This is a genomic window from Mycobacterium sp. NGS41, assembly GCF_059812725.1.
In genome coordinates this window covers 1-17,902 of record NZ_JCALDF010000040.1, presented here as the reverse complement: position 1 = coordinate 17,902, position 17,902 = coordinate 1, and the positions used below count along the sequence as shown (strand labels likewise).

The 17,902-nt window shown below is 65.4% G+C and carries 21 protein-coding genes; 8 read left to right on the top strand and 13 right to left on the bottom strand.

Annotation, left to right across the window (positions count from 1 at the left end):
* The first annotated feature begins 25 nt into the window (after nucleotides 1–25).
* The gene (locus AC5Y21_RS23695; RefSeq protein ID WP_499916139.1) at nucleotides 26–907 is read left to right on the top strand and encodes a hypothetical protein; all 882 of its coding nucleotides are present in this window, start codon (nucleotides 26–28) and stop codon (nucleotides 905–907) included.
* Nucleotides 908–910: 3 nt separating this feature from the next.
* Here AC5Y21_RS23695 and AC5Y21_RS23690 read toward each other — a convergent pair whose 3' ends face one another.
* Together AC5Y21_RS23690 and AC5Y21_RS23685 are read right to left on the bottom strand one after the other, a co-directional pair.
* Nucleotides 911–1,357 carry a nuclear transport factor 2 family protein gene (locus AC5Y21_RS23690; protein ID WP_499916179.1) on the bottom strand — a complete coding sequence of 149 codons (447 nt, stop codon included), beginning with the start codon at nucleotides 1,355–1,357 and terminating at the stop codon, nucleotides 911–913.
* Nucleotides 1,358–1,608: 251 nt separating this feature from the next.
* Nucleotides 1,609–1,791 carry a hypothetical protein gene (locus AC5Y21_RS23685; protein ID WP_499916137.1) on the bottom strand — a complete coding sequence of 61 codons (183 nt, stop codon included), beginning with the start codon at nucleotides 1,789–1,791 and terminating at the stop codon, nucleotides 1,609–1,611.
* Nucleotides 1,792–2,106: 315 nt separating this feature from the next.
* On the opposite strand from AC5Y21_RS23685, the gene AC5Y21_RS23680 reads away from it, so the two are divergent.
* The gene (locus tag AC5Y21_RS23680; RefSeq protein ID WP_499916135.1) at nucleotides 2,107–2,565 is read left to right on the top strand and encodes a cupin domain-containing protein; all 459 of its coding nucleotides are present in this window, start codon (nucleotides 2,107–2,109) and stop codon (nucleotides 2,563–2,565) included.
* Here AC5Y21_RS23680 and AC5Y21_RS23675 read toward each other — a convergent pair.
* Nucleotides 2,550–3,149, bottom strand: a complete 600-nt coding sequence (locus tag AC5Y21_RS23675; RefSeq protein WP_499916133.1) for a PaaI family thioesterase — start codon at nucleotides 3,147–3,149, stop codon at nucleotides 2,550–2,552. The genes AC5Y21_RS23680 and AC5Y21_RS23675 overlap by 16 nt on opposite strands.
* A 63-nt stretch (nucleotides 3,150–3,212) precedes the next feature.
* Here AC5Y21_RS23675 and AC5Y21_RS23670 point away from each other — a divergent pair, with 63 nt between their 5' ends.
* Nucleotides 3,213–3,902, top strand: coding sequence for a PadR family transcriptional regulator (locus tag AC5Y21_RS23670; protein WP_499916131.1), 690 nt, complete (start codon nucleotides 3,213–3,215; stop codon nucleotides 3,900–3,902).
* A 68-nt stretch (nucleotides 3,903–3,970) separates the two neighbouring features.
* On the opposite strand, the gene AC5Y21_RS23665 is transcribed toward AC5Y21_RS23670, so the two are convergent.
* The gene (locus AC5Y21_RS23665) at nucleotides 3,971–4,999 is read right to left on the bottom strand and encodes an alpha/beta fold hydrolase (protein WP_499916129.1); all 1,029 of its coding nucleotides are present in this window, start codon (nucleotides 4,997–4,999) and stop codon (nucleotides 3,971–3,973) included.
* Nucleotides 5,000–5,196: 197 nt separating this feature from the next.
* On the opposite strand from AC5Y21_RS23665, the gene AC5Y21_RS23660 reads away from it, so the two are divergent.
* The 3 genes from AC5Y21_RS23660 (at nucleotide 5,197) to AC5Y21_RS23650 (ending at nucleotide 7,304) form a co-directional block, all read left to right on the top strand.
* A complete protein-coding gene (locus tag AC5Y21_RS23660) occupies nucleotides 5,197–5,775 on the top strand; it encodes a TetR/AcrR family transcriptional regulator (RefSeq protein ID WP_499916127.1) in 579 nt (192 codons plus the stop codon).
* Nucleotides 5,776–5,874: 99 nt separating this feature from the next.
* Nucleotides 5,875–7,008 carry a 3-ketosteroid-9-alpha-monooxygenase, oxygenase component gene (locus tag AC5Y21_RS23655; protein ID WP_499916125.1) on the top strand — a complete coding sequence of 378 codons (1,134 nt, stop codon included), beginning with the start codon at nucleotides 5,875–5,877 and terminating at the stop codon, nucleotides 7,006–7,008.
* Nucleotides 7,008–7,304 carry a ferredoxin gene (locus AC5Y21_RS23650; RefSeq protein WP_499916123.1) on the top strand — a complete coding sequence of 99 codons (297 nt, stop codon included), beginning with the start codon at nucleotides 7,008–7,010 and terminating at the stop codon, nucleotides 7,302–7,304. Before AC5Y21_RS23655 ends, AC5Y21_RS23650 begins: the two co-directional genes overlap by 1 nt.
* Nucleotides 7,305–7,373: 69 nt before the next feature.
* Here AC5Y21_RS23650 and AC5Y21_RS23645 read toward each other — a convergent pair whose 3' ends face one another.
* The 6 genes from AC5Y21_RS23645 to AC5Y21_RS23620 all read right to left on the bottom strand — a co-directional run bounded on the left by AC5Y21_RS23645 (nucleotide 7,374) and on the right by AC5Y21_RS23620 (nucleotide 12,973).
* Nucleotides 7,374–8,450 carry a hypothetical protein gene (locus tag AC5Y21_RS23645; protein WP_499916119.1) on the bottom strand — a complete coding sequence of 359 codons (1,077 nt, stop codon included), beginning with the start codon at nucleotides 8,448–8,450 and terminating at the stop codon, nucleotides 7,374–7,376.
* Nucleotides 8,450–9,433, bottom strand: coding sequence for an alpha/beta hydrolase (locus AC5Y21_RS23640; protein ID WP_499916117.1), 984 nt, complete (start codon nucleotides 9,431–9,433; stop codon nucleotides 8,450–8,452). Before AC5Y21_RS23640 ends, AC5Y21_RS23645 begins: the two co-directional genes overlap by 1 nt.
* The gene (locus tag AC5Y21_RS23635) at nucleotides 9,430–9,939 is read right to left on the bottom strand and encodes a nuclear transport factor 2 family protein (protein ID WP_499916115.1); all 510 of its coding nucleotides are present in this window, start codon (nucleotides 9,937–9,939) and stop codon (nucleotides 9,430–9,432) included. The genes AC5Y21_RS23640 and AC5Y21_RS23635 overlap by 4 nt, the downstream gene beginning before the upstream one ends.
* Before the next feature lie 72 nt (nucleotides 9,940–10,011).
* The gene (locus tag AC5Y21_RS23630; RefSeq protein WP_499916177.1) at nucleotides 10,012–11,013 is read right to left on the bottom strand and encodes an acyl-CoA dehydrogenase family protein; all 1,002 of its coding nucleotides are present in this window, start codon (nucleotides 11,011–11,013) and stop codon (nucleotides 10,012–10,014) included.
* A 26-nt stretch (nucleotides 11,014–11,039) separates the two neighbouring features.
* Nucleotides 11,040–12,176 (bottom strand): acyl-CoA dehydrogenase family protein, encoded by a 1,137-nt coding sequence (locus AC5Y21_RS23625; protein ID WP_499916113.1) that lies wholly within the window; start codon nucleotides 12,174–12,176, stop codon nucleotides 11,040–11,042.
* The gene (locus AC5Y21_RS23620) at nucleotides 12,176–12,973 is read right to left on the bottom strand and encodes a crotonase/enoyl-CoA hydratase family protein (RefSeq protein WP_499916111.1); all 798 of its coding nucleotides are present in this window, start codon (nucleotides 12,971–12,973) and stop codon (nucleotides 12,176–12,178) included. The genes AC5Y21_RS23625 and AC5Y21_RS23620 overlap by 1 nt, the downstream gene beginning before the upstream one ends.
* Nucleotides 12,974–13,077: 104 nt before the next feature.
* Here AC5Y21_RS23620 and AC5Y21_RS23615 point away from each other — a divergent pair, with 104 nt between their 5' ends.
* Both AC5Y21_RS23615 and AC5Y21_RS23610 read left to right on the top strand, forming a co-directional pair.
* Nucleotides 13,078–14,973 (top strand): flavin-containing monooxygenase, encoded by a 1,896-nt coding sequence (locus AC5Y21_RS23615; protein ID WP_499916109.1) that lies wholly within the window; start codon nucleotides 13,078–13,080, stop codon nucleotides 14,971–14,973.
* Nucleotides 14,970–15,851 carry an SDR family NAD(P)-dependent oxidoreductase gene (locus AC5Y21_RS23610; RefSeq protein ID WP_499916107.1) on the top strand — a complete coding sequence of 294 codons (882 nt, stop codon included), beginning with the start codon at nucleotides 14,970–14,972 and terminating at the stop codon, nucleotides 15,849–15,851. The genes AC5Y21_RS23615 and AC5Y21_RS23610 overlap by 4 nt, the downstream gene beginning before the upstream one ends.
* Nucleotides 15,852–15,889: 38 nt before the next feature.
* Here AC5Y21_RS23610 and AC5Y21_RS23605 read toward each other — a convergent pair whose 3' ends face one another.
* The 3 genes from AC5Y21_RS23605 to AC5Y21_RS23595 all read right to left on the bottom strand — a co-directional run bounded on the left by AC5Y21_RS23605 (nucleotide 15,890) and on the right by AC5Y21_RS23595 (nucleotide 17,811).
* Nucleotides 15,890–16,516 carry a Dabb family protein gene (locus AC5Y21_RS23605; protein WP_499916105.1) on the bottom strand — a complete coding sequence of 209 codons (627 nt, stop codon included), beginning with the start codon at nucleotides 16,514–16,516 and terminating at the stop codon, nucleotides 15,890–15,892.
* Entirely contained in the window at nucleotides 16,509–16,856 is a 348-nt protein-coding gene (locus tag AC5Y21_RS23600; RefSeq protein ID WP_499916103.1) for a hypothetical protein, read from the bottom strand. The genes AC5Y21_RS23605 and AC5Y21_RS23600 overlap by 8 nt, the downstream gene beginning before the upstream one ends.
* A 121-nt stretch (nucleotides 16,857–16,977) precedes the next feature.
* Nucleotides 16,978–17,811 carry an IclR family transcriptional regulator gene (locus AC5Y21_RS23595; RefSeq protein ID WP_499916101.1) on the bottom strand — a complete coding sequence of 278 codons (834 nt, stop codon included), beginning with the start codon at nucleotides 17,809–17,811 and terminating at the stop codon, nucleotides 16,978–16,980.
* Between the last annotated feature and the right edge of the window lie 91 nt (nucleotides 17,812–17,902).

The window sequence follows — 17,902 nt, the reverse complement described above, 5'->3', positions numbered from 1 at the left end:
GCACCATCACCTCGCTGGGGAGCACATGTCGGAGCCCGGGTCGCCAATGCGGCCGCAGTTGCGCGCGGCGCTGAGCGCCGCGGTGCGCGCATCGGCCCCTCGTCGGGCCTCAGCCGAGCGGGCCGCCAAGGACTTCAAAAAACCGTTGTGGCCGGCGGTGGGCTCAGAGATCCGCTGGGCGTTTCACCCGCCGCGCACCTGGCTGTCGGGAGTAGTGGCCAACCTGTTCCTCGCCGCAGCCTGGCTGGCTGTGCAGCCGTTGACCTCCGCCCATGGGCATCCCACGCGCCACTTTCACCATCACCACGTGGATTGGGTGATTCTGGTGGGTAGCTATTTCTCGTCGTTCATCCTCGCGGACGTGACGACCACCAACACCCTGGGTGGCGATCACTATCGCGTGGCAAAGGGTTTTTCGGACGGGACACCAGTGTGGCGGATGCTACTGATCAAGAATTTGGCCCTGCTCGTCTTGGTCGGGTTGCCCACCTTGGCGGTGGCGGTGGCGTTGACGCTGTGGCTGGAAACGCCGGCGCGCCTGGGCATCACGATCCCCAACGTTGCGGTGCCGATCGTGTCGTGGCTGGGGGTGGGCAACGTTATCTCGGTGATTCACCCGGTGAGCGCCGAGCCGCTGATTCGGCGGTGGCGGCAACGTCGCGATTGGCGCCGCATCGTCGGCTGGCTGGTGGCACTGGGACTGCCCTACGCGCTGTACTACGTCGCCGATCCGATGGGTGGGGTGGAGCACCGCATCTTGTGGACGCAGCTACCCGCGGCGATCGGGCCGGTGCTCGGCCGCGATACGAAAAGCTTTGTGCATCTGGGCATCGCCCTGGTGGTCTGGGTGTCCGGCACAGTCGTGGCCGAGGTGTGGGTGCGCAAGCGTGGGCTGCAGATACGGTAACGCTCAGCCCGGTGGTTGGCGGGCCACGACCGAGTTGGGGGCGGTCCAGTCGGTCGACACCTTGCGCTCTTTGATGAGCCATGTTTCGCCGTCGGGGACGAAGATGTCTCGATACCGACCGAAATGGTCGAGGCCGATATGCGTGACGACGGTGAAGTAGGACGAGACGTGGGCTTGGTCGGGCGTCAGGCCGCTGAACAGCACGTTGGCGACGTTGTGGCGGACGACGGGCTTGACGCCAGCGCCGGCCGCGATGTCGCCGGTGATACCCCCGAGGAACGTCGCGATTTCGGATCGGCCGCGCAGTGGCTCCTGACCGCGTATCTCAAGGACACCGTCGGCGCAGAACGTCGATGCCAGGCCGTCGAGCCGGCCGGCATCGCCCGACCAGTTGTACCGCGCCAGCGTGTCGCGGATCTGCTCTCGGGCGATCAGTTCCCACATCTCCACGTCGTGACTCCTCACTCGACTGCGGTCTCCTGGGTGCCGCGTAGCACGATAGTCGTGCTGAGGACATACCCGCGCGGCGTGCAAGGACGCGGGGCTGCAAATCGCGGCGGAGGTCGCGATCCCGCAAGTGCAGGTTGACAAGCGAAAAGCGGTGGCGGAGCTGGCAGTTCACCAGCCCGACGCCAGCGGGACCGTCATGCACGGCACTATCGAGGGCTCGGTAACTGCTCCCGCCATTGTTAGGCGAACGGTCACTTGACGATGTAGGGCCGGAAATTGCGTGGGGCCGGTGGCGTGACCCCGTGCAGGTCGAAGACGGCGATGAGGGCCCGCAGCAGAGCGGGTGACCAGTCCTCGAATGGTTGCGCCTCCACACGATCGAGCAGTTCACAGCGGAGGTACCCGATGCCCGCAGGCTGCTGATCATCGATCATCGAGCCGGTGCTCCTCTAGGCGACTAGCTGACTGGTTGGCGTGCCTCTCCTCCGGGGGCCCGCTGTCCGTAATTGTGGCCTGCAATCGACGCTAGGGTCGACGCATTGTGGTTGTACAGCGAACTGGTCGAATTCAAATGTCTTTCAGAGCGGATTTCAGCACGCTGTCGAGAGGTTTTCTCGAGCGCATTTGACGGATTCGCTGCCGGGGTTCGGCTGCAGTGCGAGTCCGGCACTTCCGATACCACCAGTAGCGGAATAAAGTGGGCGGGTGACGACCGCCCGATTCCGACCCGCCACCGTCGGGCAGCCGCGATGAGCGGACGCCTGCTGATCACCGGTGCCGACGCCGCCGGACGGTCGTGTGCCGTGCAGGACGATCGGATCACGTGGCACGGCGACGCCAGCGTGCAAGACGTTTTCTATTCGGTGCTGTATGCGACCCCGTCTGTTCCCTGGCTCTCCAGCGGCGGGCGTGTCGCCGACGCCCTCGACTTGGGTGTCGCCACCGGAACAATTCGCTGGATGATGGTCGAATATGCAGCGGGCAAAGTGTTCTCCATGCACCACACGGACACTGTCGATTTCGACATCGTGCTTTCGGGTTCGGTCGAATTGATCCTCGATGACGGCGTTTATCCACTTTCAGTGGGCGACGCTGTGGTGATCACCGGCGTCGATCACTCCTGGCGCGCCGGCGAGGACGGATGCCGGCTCAGTGTCGTGGCGATCGGGGCTTCCATTGGCGTCGACGCCCCTCAAATCCGCGGGTGAATGAAAACCCCTTCGGCTGAGACCGTCGTGCCGTCGGTGTCGCTGACCTTTCCTGCGGCGAAAGTCTTTACCCCGTCTACACTCTCGATCCAGGCTTCGGCTCGCAAAGGCCGTTGCAGGGGAGTGGGCCGGTGGTAACGCAGCGTGAGTGTTCCGGTGTAAGCCGGTTGCCCCGGTTTGTGCGCGGTGGCGCCGAGGACGTGGTCGAGAATCATGGCGGAGACGCCGCCGTGCACGTGGCCGGGGGCCCCTTCGTAGGCGGCGCCGAGGATGAACTCCGTCCACGCCGACCCGTCGCTTTCATGGTGGACGACGAGCGGGGGAGCCGACGGGTTGCGCACGCCGATAACGACGTTGCCCGCGGCTGGGCCCTGCCCGTCGTCGACCGCACGCTGACCGAACGATCCGGGCATCAGCGCCGCGCTGAGTTGGCTTGTGATGCCGTCGATCCTGGCCGCCGCAGAGGCGACGGTGTCGGGATCCACCTCGGTGCGGATCGTCGCGTCGATCAAGCGCCGCACGGAGGTGGCCAGCGCCTCGTAACTCGGCGACGAATCAGCCATTGCGGCAATCGGATCCACCATGTCCGACACCATAGATCAGCTGTAGCGATCGGCTTTGGCAGGGGCGCAGGGTAATCTGGCGAGATGGCCCCCGGAGCGGACTCAGCCAGCGAAAAGTCGGTGAAGTCGGCCCTTGCCGCCACCAGTTGGGCGCTGCTGGGGATGATGTCCTACGAAGAGGAAGTCTCCGGCTACGACCTGAAGAAATGGATCGACTGGAGCGTCGACCTCTACTACTGGAGCCCGTCGTACAGCCAGATCTACACCGAGCTGAAGAAATTGGAGAGCCTGGGTCTGGTGAGGTCTCGCGTCGAGCGCGACGAGGGCACCCGCAGCCGGCGGCTCTACAAGATCACCCCGGCCGGGATGGACGCCGTCACGCGATGGGCTACCGAGGCCCCAGTGGACCCGCCGGTGCTCAAGCACACCGTGCTGCTGCGGATTACCTTCGGTAACCTCAATAACCCGGCTCGGCTCAAGGAATTGCTGCAGGAATACGTGGCGTACGCCGAAGCGCGGCATCGCAAAGCTGTTGAGGACGCCGACGGGGCCGAGGCCGAACCCGCGTGGGCGTACTCGGTGATCGCGCTGCGCTGGGCGGCCAAGTACTATGCCGCCGAACGGGAGTTCGCGCTGGAAATGATGAAGGACATCGACGAGGCCGATGCCATCTTGCAGAAGGCCGCGAAGGGTGGTTTCGGGCAACCACGGCCCAAACCGGGCTACTGGCGCGAGGTCGAGAAGCAGGTCGAGGCCAAGCGGGCCGCCGACTAATCGCCGGGTACTGAAATTGCTTCGTTAGCTTGGTATTTCATGTCGTCGTGGCTGGCGTGGCCATCGGCCTAAGCGAGGATCTCGCGCGCACAGGCTCCGAAATTACCGACCTGACAGTGGTTACTCGCGTCCTCGGCAGCGGTAAACACTCTGGTGGTCACCGAACGCGCTGCGGTGAGGTTGCCGGCCTGCCGATAAAGCTGGTGCAGTGGCACATAGTGATCGTCGTCCCCGGCGAGCAGCAGCGTGTCCGCGGTGACCTTGCCGGAGATAGACCGGGTCGTCATTGCTCGCGCAACCGTGAAAAAGTCGAAGGCCGAGGATGTTCCGGTGGTGTGCATGCCCTGCCACAGTCCCCACCGACTGACCGGCCGTCGGGCAGAGGCGATCTTCGCGGCCGCGTTGACGATCGAGCGTGCGCCGACCGCAAGAAGTGCCCGCAACAGGGGTGTGATTGTTGGCGCGATTTGACCCCCGAGTACCTCGAGAAAGTCATCGAGGATGTCGAACGCGACTACCCGCTTGATGCGGGCTTCGAATGCGGCGGCCCGGATCACCAGTCCGCCGCCCAGCGAGACGCCGACCGCGGTGACGTCGTCGAGGCCGTAGTGGTCGAGGACCGTTGACACGGGACGCTCCCATTGATGGGTCAGGGGCAGACCGGCCTCTTCGAGGGCGCCTCCCTGTCCGGGCCCGTCGAATGCGACCACCCGGTGTCCGGCCTCTACCAGTGCCGCGAGCATCGGGAAGAACTCCTCGATATAGCTGTCGAACCCGCCGAACAGCAGGACCGGCGGACCTGTTGGCGGCTGTGCAGGCGCCAGGTCGTATGCCGGAAGCCAACCGTCTCGATAGGGAATCCGATCCGGCGAGACCTCGTACAGATCACGCATTGTTCCGACGAACCTGGTGCGGGCAGCCGCTTTACGGGGATCGTCGGGGGACATGAAGAACTCGGCCGCGCGGTCGTAGTACGCGCCCGCCAGGCGGCTACCGGCTTGCCGGGACTTGTCGGCAAGCGCGAGGAAGCCGTCGATCCACTCCGCGTAGCTGTGGACACCGCGTGCGGTCTCGGCAATCGCCGGATAGGCCTCCAACCCAATCCATTCCAGCCAGCGGTTGCACTGGAAGTTCAGGCTCCGGTCGGGATGAAAATCGTGATAGCCCGACCCTGGGCCGTACAGATCGATGACGTAAGCTGAGGTGCGCGTGTTCTCTCCTATCGCAAGTCATCTTGCGATACGGTAACCCGATCACGCTCCTAACGCAAGCATCCTTGCGATAGGGTGGCCGCGTGAGTCAACCCTCGAAGGTGCGGTCCCACCGACGCGGCGCTGCGGTGCGTTCGGCAGTGTTCGACGCGACCATCGCCGAGGTGGTCGAGCACGGGGTAGACGCGGTCACTATCGCCGTCGTCGCCGCGCGGGCCGGCGTCCATGAAACCTCGATCTACCGACGCTGGCGCACCCGCAACGACCTGATCGTCGATGCGCTGCTGGAGCGCAGTGCCGTGGTGATCCCAGCACCCGATACCGGCTCCATCCGGGGTGACCTCATTGAGCTGGGGCGCCTCGTGATCGCGTATCTCACTTCGCCGATCGGCCATGCATTGGTTCGAACGATCGTGATCGACGTGGAAGACTCAGCGCTGGCGCAGGCGCGCGGCACCTTTCTGGCCGGGCGGCTGAGCGCGATGCGGGTATTGATTGACCGGGCAATCGAGCGAGGTGAACTACCTGCCGGAACAGACGCACGGCTGGCACTCGAAATGCTGGTTGCGCCCCTGCACGTTCGAGTGCTGCTCACCGGCGAGCCGCTGACCGACGACCTACCCGAGCAACTCGCGGATGTCATCCTCGACGGGCTGCGCTAGCTCGCCGCGTGGGGGGCCGGGCTGTAGCCGAAAGAGTCGTCCTGATGAGCGGAACAAGTCGGGTGCGCTGGGCGGCCCGCGGGGGTTGAATGAATGGCTATGAGGTCGCAGTCGGAGGCCGATGAAGTTCGGCTCATCGAAGCGCAGGGCGCACCGACGCGGTTCGCCCGCGGCTGGCACTGCCTTGGTCTGGTCCGGGATTTCGCGGACGGTAAGCCGCACGCGGTCAATGCCTTCGGTCAGAAGCTGGTGGTATTCAATAGCGAAGACGGCAAAGTCAACGTGCTCGACAGCTACTGCCGGCACATGGGCGGCGATCTCTCGCAGGGCGAGGTCAAGGGCAACGAGATAGCCTGCCCGTTCCACGATTGGCGCTGGGGCGGCGACGGGCGATGCAAGCAGGTCCCCTATGCGCGACGGACGCCCCGGCTGGCCCGCACGGCAACGTGGATCACTCTGGAGCAGGACGGCATGTTGTTCGTGTGGAACGATCCTGAGCGCAAGCCGCCGCCACCAGAGGTCACGATCCCGCGGATCGAAGGCGCCACCAGCGAGGAATGGACCGACTGGCACTGGTACACCACCGTCGTACACACGAACTGTCGCGAAATCATCGACAACGTCGTGGACATGGCGCACTTCTTCTACATCCACGGCTCGCTGCCAACATATTTCAAGAACATCTTCGAGGGGCACGTCGCGACGCAGTACATGAACGGTGCGGGCCGTCCTGACCTCGCAGCTCCGGTCGGCTCACAAATGCTCGGTACCACATCGGTGGCGTCGTACTACGGTCCGTCCTTCATGATCGACGACCTGACCTATCACTACGAGCAAGGCGATGCCAAGACGATACTGATCAATTGCCACTACCCGATCGACTCGAATTCCTTTGTGCTGCAGTACGGCATCATCGTCAAGAAGTCAGATGCCGTGCCCGACGACCAGGCCATGCGGACCGCGATCAGTCTCGGCGATTTCGTCAAGCTGGGTTTCGAACAAGACGTGGAGATCTGGCGGCACAAAGCGCGGATCGACAACCCGCTGCTGGTCGAGGAGGACGGCCCGGTCTACCAGCTGCGCCGCTGGTATCAGCAGTTCTACGTCGACGCCGCCGATGTGGAGCCGGACATGGTGGACCGCTTCGAGTTTGAGCTGGACACGACGCGACCGTGCGAGGCGTGGATGAAAGAGATCGAGGCGAACATGGCGGCTCGGGCGGGCTCGGTGTAATGGAATCGCCGGTCAGGGCTGACAATCGGCTCGACGAGATGCCGATGGCGCCGGTGGTGTGCCAGAACTGTGGTGCGCAGGTATTGGCCCGCAAGAGCAGCTGGAGCCAGACCAGTGTGCAGTGGAACGCCGATGCGACGGGACGTTGTGCGGAGCGCCGGGAGGCGCAGTCATTATCGGTGCCCGGCAGCCGCGGGGTTTTCCTGGTGTGCTCCGCGCTCAGTGAGTCGATCCTCGACGCGGTGCGACATGGCGAACTGTCGGTAGTCGACGAGATAGCAAGCGTATCAAGCTAATTGGCTTTGATAATATCCGTCCCACCAGCCACGGCTGTCGCAGTCGCTTGACGTGCAATCGTCTTTCGATTAGGCCAGCTGGAAACTGCTGATCGGGGCTTCCTCCGGATAGATCGAGGGTCCGCCCAGGTCGTAGGCGGCGTTGAGCGCAGCGATGAACGCCGGATCGTGCAGTGGTTCGCTGGGCACCTCGAGTTTGACGCCCCGGGCATTGACGTCGTCGACCATCATGTCGATGGCCCGCTCGACGGTGAGGTCGTCAGATCCCTCCATGTTCTTTTTCAGCTCGTCGAAGTCGGAGAACACCTCCGCCGACCAGTGCACCAGGAACCGCAGTTGGTCGGTGTGGTGGCGTGCGATCACCTTGTCTTTGTTCTTCAGCAGCCAGTGATCTCGATCGCGCGGGTCGCCGGTGAACACGGTTTCGAAGGCCAGTTCGGCCGGAATCTGTTGGTCCATTGGCCCGTTCGCTTCGCCGCGGTGAACCATCATCTCGTTCTGCACTATCACGCCCCGGTTGTTGATCGGCGGCAGGAGACGTTTCGGTGTCCGCAGCGGCCCGTCGGGCCAGTAGGTGAATCCGCTGCCGGAGTCGAGCGAGAACCAGGTGATCACCTGCGCCATCTTGATCAGGTAGTCGCCGAACAGGCCGGACTTTCCCATCACGCTGGTGAGCCACGTCGGCGCATTCTCGTGTCGCACACCGCGGAAACTCGGCGAATCCAGATGTCCCGGGTCACGATTGGCGCACGGCCCGTTGATGTTGAACAACATGAGTTCCGGTTTGGCGTATTCGGCGTTCCAGTAGCTTTTTGCCATGTCAAGGAACCGCGCGTTGTAGAAGCAGTCGTGCAGTTGCGGGTAGAGCACAGCGCCGTAGTTGGCGAGGTATCCGCGGAAGGTGGGGGTCATGAACAGGTCCAATGAAGGGGTAAACCCTTCGGGGAAGGCGCCGCTCATGGTCGCGATCAGTTCGTCGGCGGAGGCGAAGTGCTGTGCGATGATCAGCTTCCAGGGCCCCTGGGTGCGCACGACATCAAGCAGACGCTCGCGCTGATCTTCGGTGTAGACGTAGTCGACCTCGCGTGGCGGCGCGGCCGGCCGCAACACGTCGGACAGTTCCATTCGCCGCTCGTCGGTGAGCATCAGGTGTCTCCTCCTGCAGTCTCTCGGCGCAATTGCGTATAAAATGGTAAGGGGCATGCGAACTTTGCCCGCAGCAACGCCCCGATCTCGGCGATGGCCAAGCGGCCCCGGGCGGTCGCGTCAGAGCGCATGAGAAATCCGTGATACGTCCCCGGGTAGCGGGTGGTGGTCGTCTGGACGCCGGCGTCGCGCAGCCGGGTCGCGTACCGCTCACCCCAGTCCCGGATCGGGTCGCAGTCTGCGGTCACCACGATCGCTGCCGGTAGGCCGGACAGATCGCGGGCGTAGGCCGGAACGACGTACGAGTCGCGGGGCACTTCCGCTTCGCCGTCGGCGAGGGCATGCAAATACTCGATGTCATCGCGGGTGAGCATCGGCGCAGCGGACAACGAAGTGATTGACGGAGCGGCCATGTCGCGGTCCAGGCCGGGGTACAGCAGCACCTGGGCGCAGATCGCCGGACCGGCACGGTCACGCGCGGCCAGCGCGACCGATGCCGCCAGGGAGCCGCCCGCACTGTCGCCCACCACCGCGACGCGGCTCGGGTCGACCCGCAGCCCCTCCGCGTTGCGCGACACCCACTCCGTCGCGGTATAGGCGTCGTCGAATTGCGCGGGCGGGGGAGCTTCGGGTGCCAGCCGGTAGTCGACCGCAACTACAGTGGCACCCGACGCCGCCGCCAGTTCGCGCGCCAGCGGTTCAAAGGAATGATTGGAGCCCATCACAAGTCCGCCGCCGTGGAAGTACACCAGCGCGGGCGACACGGAATCGTCTGTTGGACGGTAAATTCGCGCGGTAATCGATCCGGCCGTTCCCGGGATCGCGGCGTCGGTGACGCTGGCCATGTCGGGCATCTCGTCGGGCAGCGGCGCGGACTCGAGCGCGGCACGCACCGCGGCCAAGCCGCGTCGCCGCATCGGTGGCATGTCGCCGAAGGAGGCGACCCGCAGGGCAGCGTCGGGATCCAGCATCGCCACCGTCATCGCAGCGTCGGAGGCTGCTGCGCGCCCGGGACAGTGGCGGCGTCGGTGCGCAGCAGCTGCGACAGCGGTACGGAGTCAGCAGTGTCGAGAACGACGTCCATTTTGGTGAATTCGAGCCCGCGTGTACCGCGCCGCACAGCGACGTCGACAACCCCGCTGGACACGGCGAACGGCACATAGTTGGCGATCTGGTTGACCAGGATATAGAACCTGGCGTGGGTGACGTCACCCTCGGTGCCCGTTCGGTGCACGTTGGTGGCGTGATGGCGCAGCGGGTACGGACTCTGCTTGCGGTGACCGCACAGCCACTCCATAACGGCGTCACGGCCACGAAGTTCCGGCGACATCAGGCTTTCGAAAGGGCTTGCACCGGTGTCGCTTCGGGTCACATAGCGGACGTCCTCCGCGTAGCGAGCCGCCAGGTCGTCGTAGTGCGCCTCGTCGTAGTGGTACCAGTAGCCTGCGATGAACTCCTGAAGTTCCGACAGCGTGATGTCGTTGCTCATGGCGACGAGTCAACCTCGCTATGGCGCGGGTGACACCGGGGAGTGCCCGGTCAGTGGGACACTGTGTTGCCGTCAGCCGGTTATCAGGCCCCAGAGCCCATCCGCTCGTGCTGCCAGCGCCGCGGCGGTGACCTGGTCGTCCCAATACTGAACCGAACCGAACTCCGAGCGCCACGCGAGGGCGGCCCGCGTGAACTCGTGCAACCGGTGCTCGCGCGTGGTACCGATGGCACCGTGCACCTGGTGGGCGTTTCGCACCACGACCGACGCGGCGTGGGCCGTGCACGAACGTGCCGCGGCGACAACGAAATCGAGGTTCGGCGCCGACCACTGACTGGCGACGGCGGCACTAATCGCGGCTTCAGTCGCCGCCCTGGCGAGCGCCGCTTCCGCGGCGATGTCCGAAATCTGATGCTGCACCGCCTGGAACCGGGACAGCGGCCGGCCGAACTGGATTCGTGAGGTCACATGCCCGATCGAAAGCTGCAGTATTCGATCCAGCGCGGCGCACACCTGGATCGACCGCACCAGCGCCGACTTGAGGCGTAGCTGATCGACCAGCGTCGCGGGGATCAAAGCGCCTGTTAGGGCCGCAAGATCGACGGCGACGGTGTCGCGCGGTTCGCCGATCACGTTGGAGCCCTTGGTGATCTCGGCCCGGTCGGCATCGACGTCAGCCGCGTGGTATTCGCCGGCCATTGGCCATACGACCACGAGCCGATCGGCGCCGGCCGCCCACGGCACCCCCCGCGCGACGCCTTGGCGGTCGAGTAGACACACCGTCCGCACCGCGTCGTCGCAACGTATCCCGGCCGCATCCAGCAGCCAGCACGCCAACAGATCGTGCTCGGCCAACGGAATTCGCACACCGTGCCGGACGGCGGAGCCGAGCAGTTCGGCCGCCTCATACCAACCGGCCCCGCTGCCGCCGGATTGCTCCGCGCCGGTCAGCCGCACCAGCCCGAGATCGGCTAGACGTCCCCACAATCCGGTGTCCCGGCGAACTGGCTTTTCGGTCGGCGGCGCGGCAGGCTGATGTGTCGCGCGATACTCCGCGAAGACGGCGTCCATCATGTCGGCCAAGGCCTGGTCAATCGCCGTCACCGCAGCCCCAAGCCGCGCGCGATGACACCTCGCAGCACCTCGTTGGTCCCGCCCCGCAGCGTGAAACCGGGGCGCTGGTCTATCCCAGCCGTCACCAGGCCGTCGAACGCGGAATCGACATGACCATGCGCATCGGCGAAGTCGGCGATGTCGCCTTCGGTGGTGGTGCCGAGCACCTTGACCACCGCGGCGGGCAGGTCGGCCGCGTCGCCGCGCTCCAGCGCACCGGCCACCGCGAACGACATCTGGTGCAGGCCCGCCACTCGCGCCACCAGGCGGCCCAATTCGGGGTTGTGGGGCAGGCGATCCGACGCCATCCGCTCGGCGCAGGCGGCCAGTAGTGCGAAGGTGGACAGAAACCGTTCCGGGCCACTGCGTTCGAAGCTCAGCTCCGACGTCACCTGACGCCAGCCTTCGCCGATTGCACCGAACACCATGTCGTCGGGCACGAATGCCTGCTCGAGCATCACCTCGTTGAAGTGGTGCGCGCCGTTCATCGACACGATGGGCCGGATCTCGACGCCCGGCCCGCGCAGGTTGACGATGAACTGGCTCAGGCCGGCATGCCGATGCTCCGGGTCTACCGGTGCGGTGCGCGCCAGCACGATGAACGCCTCGGCCAGATGGGCCCCCGACGTCCAGACTTTCGTGCCGGACAGCGACCAGCCGCCGTCGACACGCACGGCCCGGGTGCGCACGCTGGCCAGGTCGGAACCGGAGTCCGGCTCGCTCATACCGATGGCGAAAAAGCATGTCCCGCGCACGATCCGCGGCAAGAACTCCGACTTCTGCAGCTCCGTGCCGTATTTGAGCAGCGACGGCACGATCTGCCGGTCGGCGATCCAATGCGCGGCGACGGGTGCACCGGCCGCCAGCAGTTCCTCGGTGACGACGAACCGTTCCAAAAACGAGCGGCCATGCCCTCCGTACTCGACCGGAATCGTCATGCCCAGCCAGCCGCGGGCCGCCAGCGCGGCGGTGAAGTCCTCGTCCCATCCCGAGAGCCAGGCATCAACGGACGGGGTGAACGAGCCCGCGTCCAAATGCTCGGCAAGGAACTGACGGACCTCGGTTCGCAGGCCGGCGGTCGCGGCGTCAACGTGGGCGGGCGGCACCAACCTGGGCACGGGCATTATTTACGGCGCCATTTGGCGATGCGCTGCTGATGTTCGGGGTCGTGGTGGGCGAGCGGTTGCATGGCCGCGGCCATGCCCAGCGTCGACTCGAGCGATCCGGCACGCGACTCCTGCAGCAGACGCTTGGCCATCCGCAGCCCGTGCGCTGGATTCTTGACGATGCGGTCGGCCAACGCTTGGGCCTGCGGCAGCAATTCGTCGTGCGGCACTACGCGGCTGACCAAGCCCCATTGCAGCGCGGTCGGCGCGTCGATGCGATCACCGGTGAAGGTCATCTCGGCGGCACGTTCGTACCCGATCGCCCGGGGCAGAAACCAGGTGCCGCCGTCTCCTGGAATCAGGCCGAGCTGCACGAAGCTCTCCGCGAACGATGCGCGCTCGGAGGCGATCCGGATGTCACACATCATCGCCAGGTCGCAGCCCGCGCCGATGGCCGGGCCATTGACCGCCGCGATCAGCGGCACTTCAAGGCGGGCGAGGGCCCGCGGAATCCGTTGAATTCCATCGATGTACGCGTGGCGCTGTTCGATCGCGTCCAGCGCGAATATCCCGTCCTGGTCGGCCATCTCCTTGACGTTGCCGCCAGCCGAGAAGATCTTGCCCTCCCCGGTGAGGATCACGGCGCGGACCGCGTTGTCGCCGTTGCCGGCGTCGACCGCGGCTTCAAAGGCAGCGATGAAGTCTTTCCCGGTGATCGCATTGCCGACGTGCGGCATGTTGATCGTCCAGACCTGGGTCGGCCCGTTCGTGGTGATGAGTAGGGAATCCTGGGGACTTGAGTGCACGGGCTTCATTCCTTTCCACGGTAGGCGGCGCGACGCGGTAGCCTGTCGCCGGTGTCCCACTGAGTAGACAAGACCCATGCCGCCGGTGGCCAACGGGCTCGATACTCGCAGTCATGAGCACCGGCGCGACATTGAATGCCGACGAACTCCGGGCCAATCTGCGTCGAGCCGACCCCGGGGTACTGGTAGCCGTTCTGGCGCAGCTGACCGGCGACCATGCCGTCGTCGACCGGTTCGCGCCGAAGATCGCTCACGTGCCCGATCCGCCCGAACAGGCCGGTGTCACCGATCCTGAAACAGCTGAAGCGCTGGTCGAGGCGGTGGTCGTCGCGGCACAGTCATGTCGGTCCGGCGCGACCTCGGCCGACGACCCCGAGCTGTTCGCCCGCATCGCACCGATAGCGCTCGGCGGAACCGTCGGCGCCGAGTACCTCCCGCTGCTGTTGGAGCAGGGTGGGTTCCAGCCGCCACAGCCGGTGCTGCCGCGCACCGCGAAGCTTCCAGACGGTTTCCGGGTCGCGATCATCGGCGCGGGCATCGCCGGGCTGACCGCCGCGCTGGAGTTGGCGAACGCGGGTATCGACTACCAGATCTTCGACCGCAACGACGAAGTCGGCGGTACCTGGTACACCACCACCTATCCCGGCATCGGCGTGGACACCCCGTCGGCGTACTACTCGCTGTCCCGCGACATCAACGGCGATTGGTCGAGCTACTATCCGCAGGGCGCGGAATATCAGGCGTACCTGATGTCGGTGGCCGATAAGAACAACCTGCGGGCCCACACCCGCTTCGGTACCGAGGTCGAAGCCCTGTGGTGGGACGACGTGCTCCGCCAGTGGCAGATCCACGCGGTGGGCCCCGACGGCACCCGTGACGTCACCCAGGCCAACGTGGTCATTCCGGCCGCCGGGTACCTGAACCGGCCGCGGTGGCCGGAACTGCCCGGGCGGGGAACATTCTCGGGAGTCGAGATCCATTCGGCGCAATGGGATCCCGGGCTGGACCTGAGTGGTAAGCAAGTTGGCATTATCGGCGCGGGTTGCACCGCGGTTCAGATCGTCGACGCAAGCGTGGACCGGGTGGCGCACATGACGGTCTTCCAGCGTCAGCCGCACTGGGTGGCCCCGCGGCGACGCCTCTCCGATGACGTTCCCGACTATCAGCGCTGGCTGGGCACCCGGCTGCCGTACTATGCCAATTGGCTTCGGCTCAAGTCGTTTTGGGGCACTGCCGACAACAACTACCCGGTAATCCTGCGTGACGCCGACTGGGCGGGCGACCACCTGTCGATATCGCCGGCCAACGACGTGCTGTTGCGGATTTGCCTGGCCTACATCGACCGGGTCTTCGGGGCGGAAAGTGAGCTGGCCCGCAAGGTCACGCCGGATTTCGCGCCCTACGGCAAGCGGATCATCCGCGACCCCGGCGGGTATTACGCAGCGCTGGCACGCGACCACGTGGACGTCGAGGCCAGCGAGCCCGCCCGGGTCAACGAAGCGGGCATCGTGACCGGCGACGGCCGCCAGCTCGACCTCGACGTCATCATCTACGCAACCGGTTACCACCTGGATTTCCTATCCACCATCGATATTCGGGGTCGTGGCGGCAGGAAGTTGGCCGATGAATGGGGCGACAGTCCGCGGGCCTACCGCGGCGGAACCGTGCCCGGCTTCCCGAACCTGTTCATCTCGTCGGCGCCCAACTACAGCCCTGGACACGGCGCGGGCCACAACTTCGGCGTCGAGGTGATGATCCACTACGTGATGGAATGCCTGCAGTTGATGGCGCTGCGCAAGGCATCCGTAATGGAGGTGACACGGCGTGCCTGCGACGATTACGTCGCCGACATCGACGCGACGATGGCCGGCACCGTCTGGTGCCATACGCCGTCGGCGCATACCTACTACCGATCTGGGGGACGGATCGTGATCGCGTTCCCGTACCGGTTGGTCGACGTATGGCACGGCCATCGTGCTCCTGTTGAAGCAGATTTTGAGTTGCAATGACCCGGATACTTTGTGGGAAAACGGCTTTGGTCACGGGGAGCAGCCGGGGCATAGGCCGCGCCATCGCGCAGCGGTTGGCCGCCGAGGGCGCTACGGTGGTGGTCACTGCTCGGTCGCAGGTACCGTCCGCCTCGGCACGTCGCGGTGCCACTTCCACCCTGCCGGGCACCATCGGCGAAACGATCGAGTTGATCGAAGCCGCGGGTGGCCGGGCGTTCGGCATCACGGCCGACCTCGAGGTTCCTGACCAGCGCGACGGACTGGTCGATGCGGTGCTGGACCGTACGGGCCGCATCGACATCCTGGTCAACAACGCGGGTTTCGCCGACTACGCGGTGATCGAGACCATGAGCCTGGAAACGTTCGACCGTACGGTGCAGCACTATCTTCGTACGCCGTTCGTCCTGACGAAAGCCGTTGTGCCACACATGCGCAAGCAGGGAGCAGGCTGGATCGTGAATATCGGCTCGATCACCGGACTGCCGCCGGTGCGGCCGTACCGGGAGTACAACAAGATCTCGGGCGACGTGATCTATGCGTCGATGAAGGCCGCGCTACACCGGTTCACGCAAGGTGTGGCCGCCGAACTGCTGGACGCCAACATCGCCGTCAATTGCGTGGGACCGTCGACGGCGGTTCGCACACCCGGTGCGGCAGAACTGATTCCAGCAGGCTTTCCGACCGAGCCGGTGGAGTACCTGGCCGAGACCGTGCTGGCGATGTGTCACTTGCCTGCCGCCGACCGTACCGGGCTGGTCGCGTTCAGCCTGCACTATCCATGGTCGCAGCAGTTGCCGGTGCGCAGTCTGGACGGCACCCGATTGTTGCCTCCGCTTGAACCGCCGTTCGATGCGCGAGCAGACGCAAAATCCCCCTAAAACCAGTGGTTTTGGGGCTTTTGCGTCTGCTCGGCGGGTTAACTCAGAACTTGGTCGGTGATCGTGCAGAAGCTGTGACAGACGCGGTCTCGGATGATCACGTCGGTGGTCTCGGGGTCGAACCACCGATCGACGACGGCCCAATGGATGGGATGCATCAGGTAGGGCCCCATCAATCCCTCGACGTCGGAGAACTCCTGCTCGAACACATGAGTCCAGGCCGCCGCACCAATGGCCGCGGATACCCGGCTCAATTGCCAGGCCCGGATCGTCCGCACGTACTGCGGCATTGACGACAGCTCTCGTTCGAAGCGGGCGACGGTGTCTTCGTCGGTGTCAGGCTGTACGCGCAGCAGCAACGTCCGGTACACCGTGCCCGGGGTCTCGCCACAGTGTCGGGGTTCACCCGAATAGGCCGCGCCGTTGATGCGAGTCACGGTGGGGCCTGCCAGCAGCGCGTCGAATTTTTCTGCCGCGCAACGCCAACCGCCCTCGTCGCTGAAGCGCAGGTGCAGCAGGATGTCGCCGCCATTCCGCGTGCCGGGCAGCGTCGGCTGCACGACCCAGCGCAGCGCACCGGTTTCTACGGCGGCGGAACGTAACTCAGTGAGAACCCGGCAACGATCTGCCTCGACGACGTCGAGCAACCTGGTGACGCTATACATCGCAGAGACCGTCCACGTCCTTGGCGGCCGCGGCGAAGGACCGGGACCGTTCCTGCACCAATTCGCCAACCTGCGACCACCATTCGCCCAGCGTCGGATCCGGTCGGCCTATGTGGGTCATCGCCCACCATGCCTGGGGGTTGGGCAGCGTCCAGGTGATGGTCACGGTGTTGACCCGGTCGTCGAACCAGATCGGCGGACTGACCAGGACGTCGCGCAGCGTCATGCCTCGGTGCTGAGCCCCCGGCGCGTACTCGGCGAGGTAGGCGTCGACGAAGCGCCGGGCGCAGCCGGGGCGGGTCACCACCCGGTCGATCACGAACACCTCGCCGTCAGCCATGCGGTCGACCGTATGGCCGGCTACGGCTGGCGACGCGCTGCGCTCCCGGTCACCGGGAAAAGCGCCGAGTTCACAGCAGGGTTACGTTCGCGGATCACCAAACGTGCCGGTCGGGCAAGATTCACGCGTATTGCAGGGCTGGGCGAGGGCGGTGGGGGAGCAGTGGCCGCAGCGGCTGCAGGGTCGGCGCAACCCGCTGCGGGCCGTCCTCGACATGGCGCCAGATGGCCATCGCGGTCATGCGAACCGGAGCGGTCAGACGCTGATCGAACTTCATCCGATTCATCGGACCACACACCGAGACAGCGGCGACTGCCTCGCCCGGGCTGCCGATAGGGGCTGCAACGCAGCCGAATCCAGGAAGCGACTCCTCGCGCTCGAACGCCACTCCGTGGGCCCGCACCTTGGCCAATTCGACCGCCAGCTGGGAGCCGGTAGAGATCGAGTACTTGGTCTTGCGCGCCCGCAGGTCCACGTCGACTTCCTCGTCGCTGTAGGCCAAAATCGCTTTGCCGACGGCTGTGCAGTGCGCCGGCTGACGACCGCCGACGCGGGTGGGGAGCGCGCCAATCAGCCGGTCGCCGATCTTGTCGAGGTAGACGACGTCGGGTCCGTCCAGAACCGCGAGATGTACGACAAGTCCAGTGGCACGGTGCAATTCGCCCAGCAGCGGTCGGGCCGCCCGCACCAGGCGGTCCTGGTGTACAGCCAGCGAGCCCAGTTCCACCAAGCGCATGCCGAGCTCATAGTCGCGGCCGCTGCGACGCAGCCAGCGCAGCTGGACCAGACGTTCGAGCATCCGGTGCGCCGACGAACGCGGCAGGCCCGTGCGGCGGACGATCTGGGCCAGCGTCAGCCGTCCGGGTCCGTCGAACGCGTCGAGGACGAGCGAGATGCGGTCGATGACGGCGCTGGGGGTGGCTGGTTCGACGGCCGCGGCGGCGTTCACTGACATGGGTCCTCCAAGGGCTGGGGTGTATCTGGCTGCTATATTCCTAACAGGAATATAGCAGTTTGTATCACACTGGCCCGCCCCTTGTCACGCA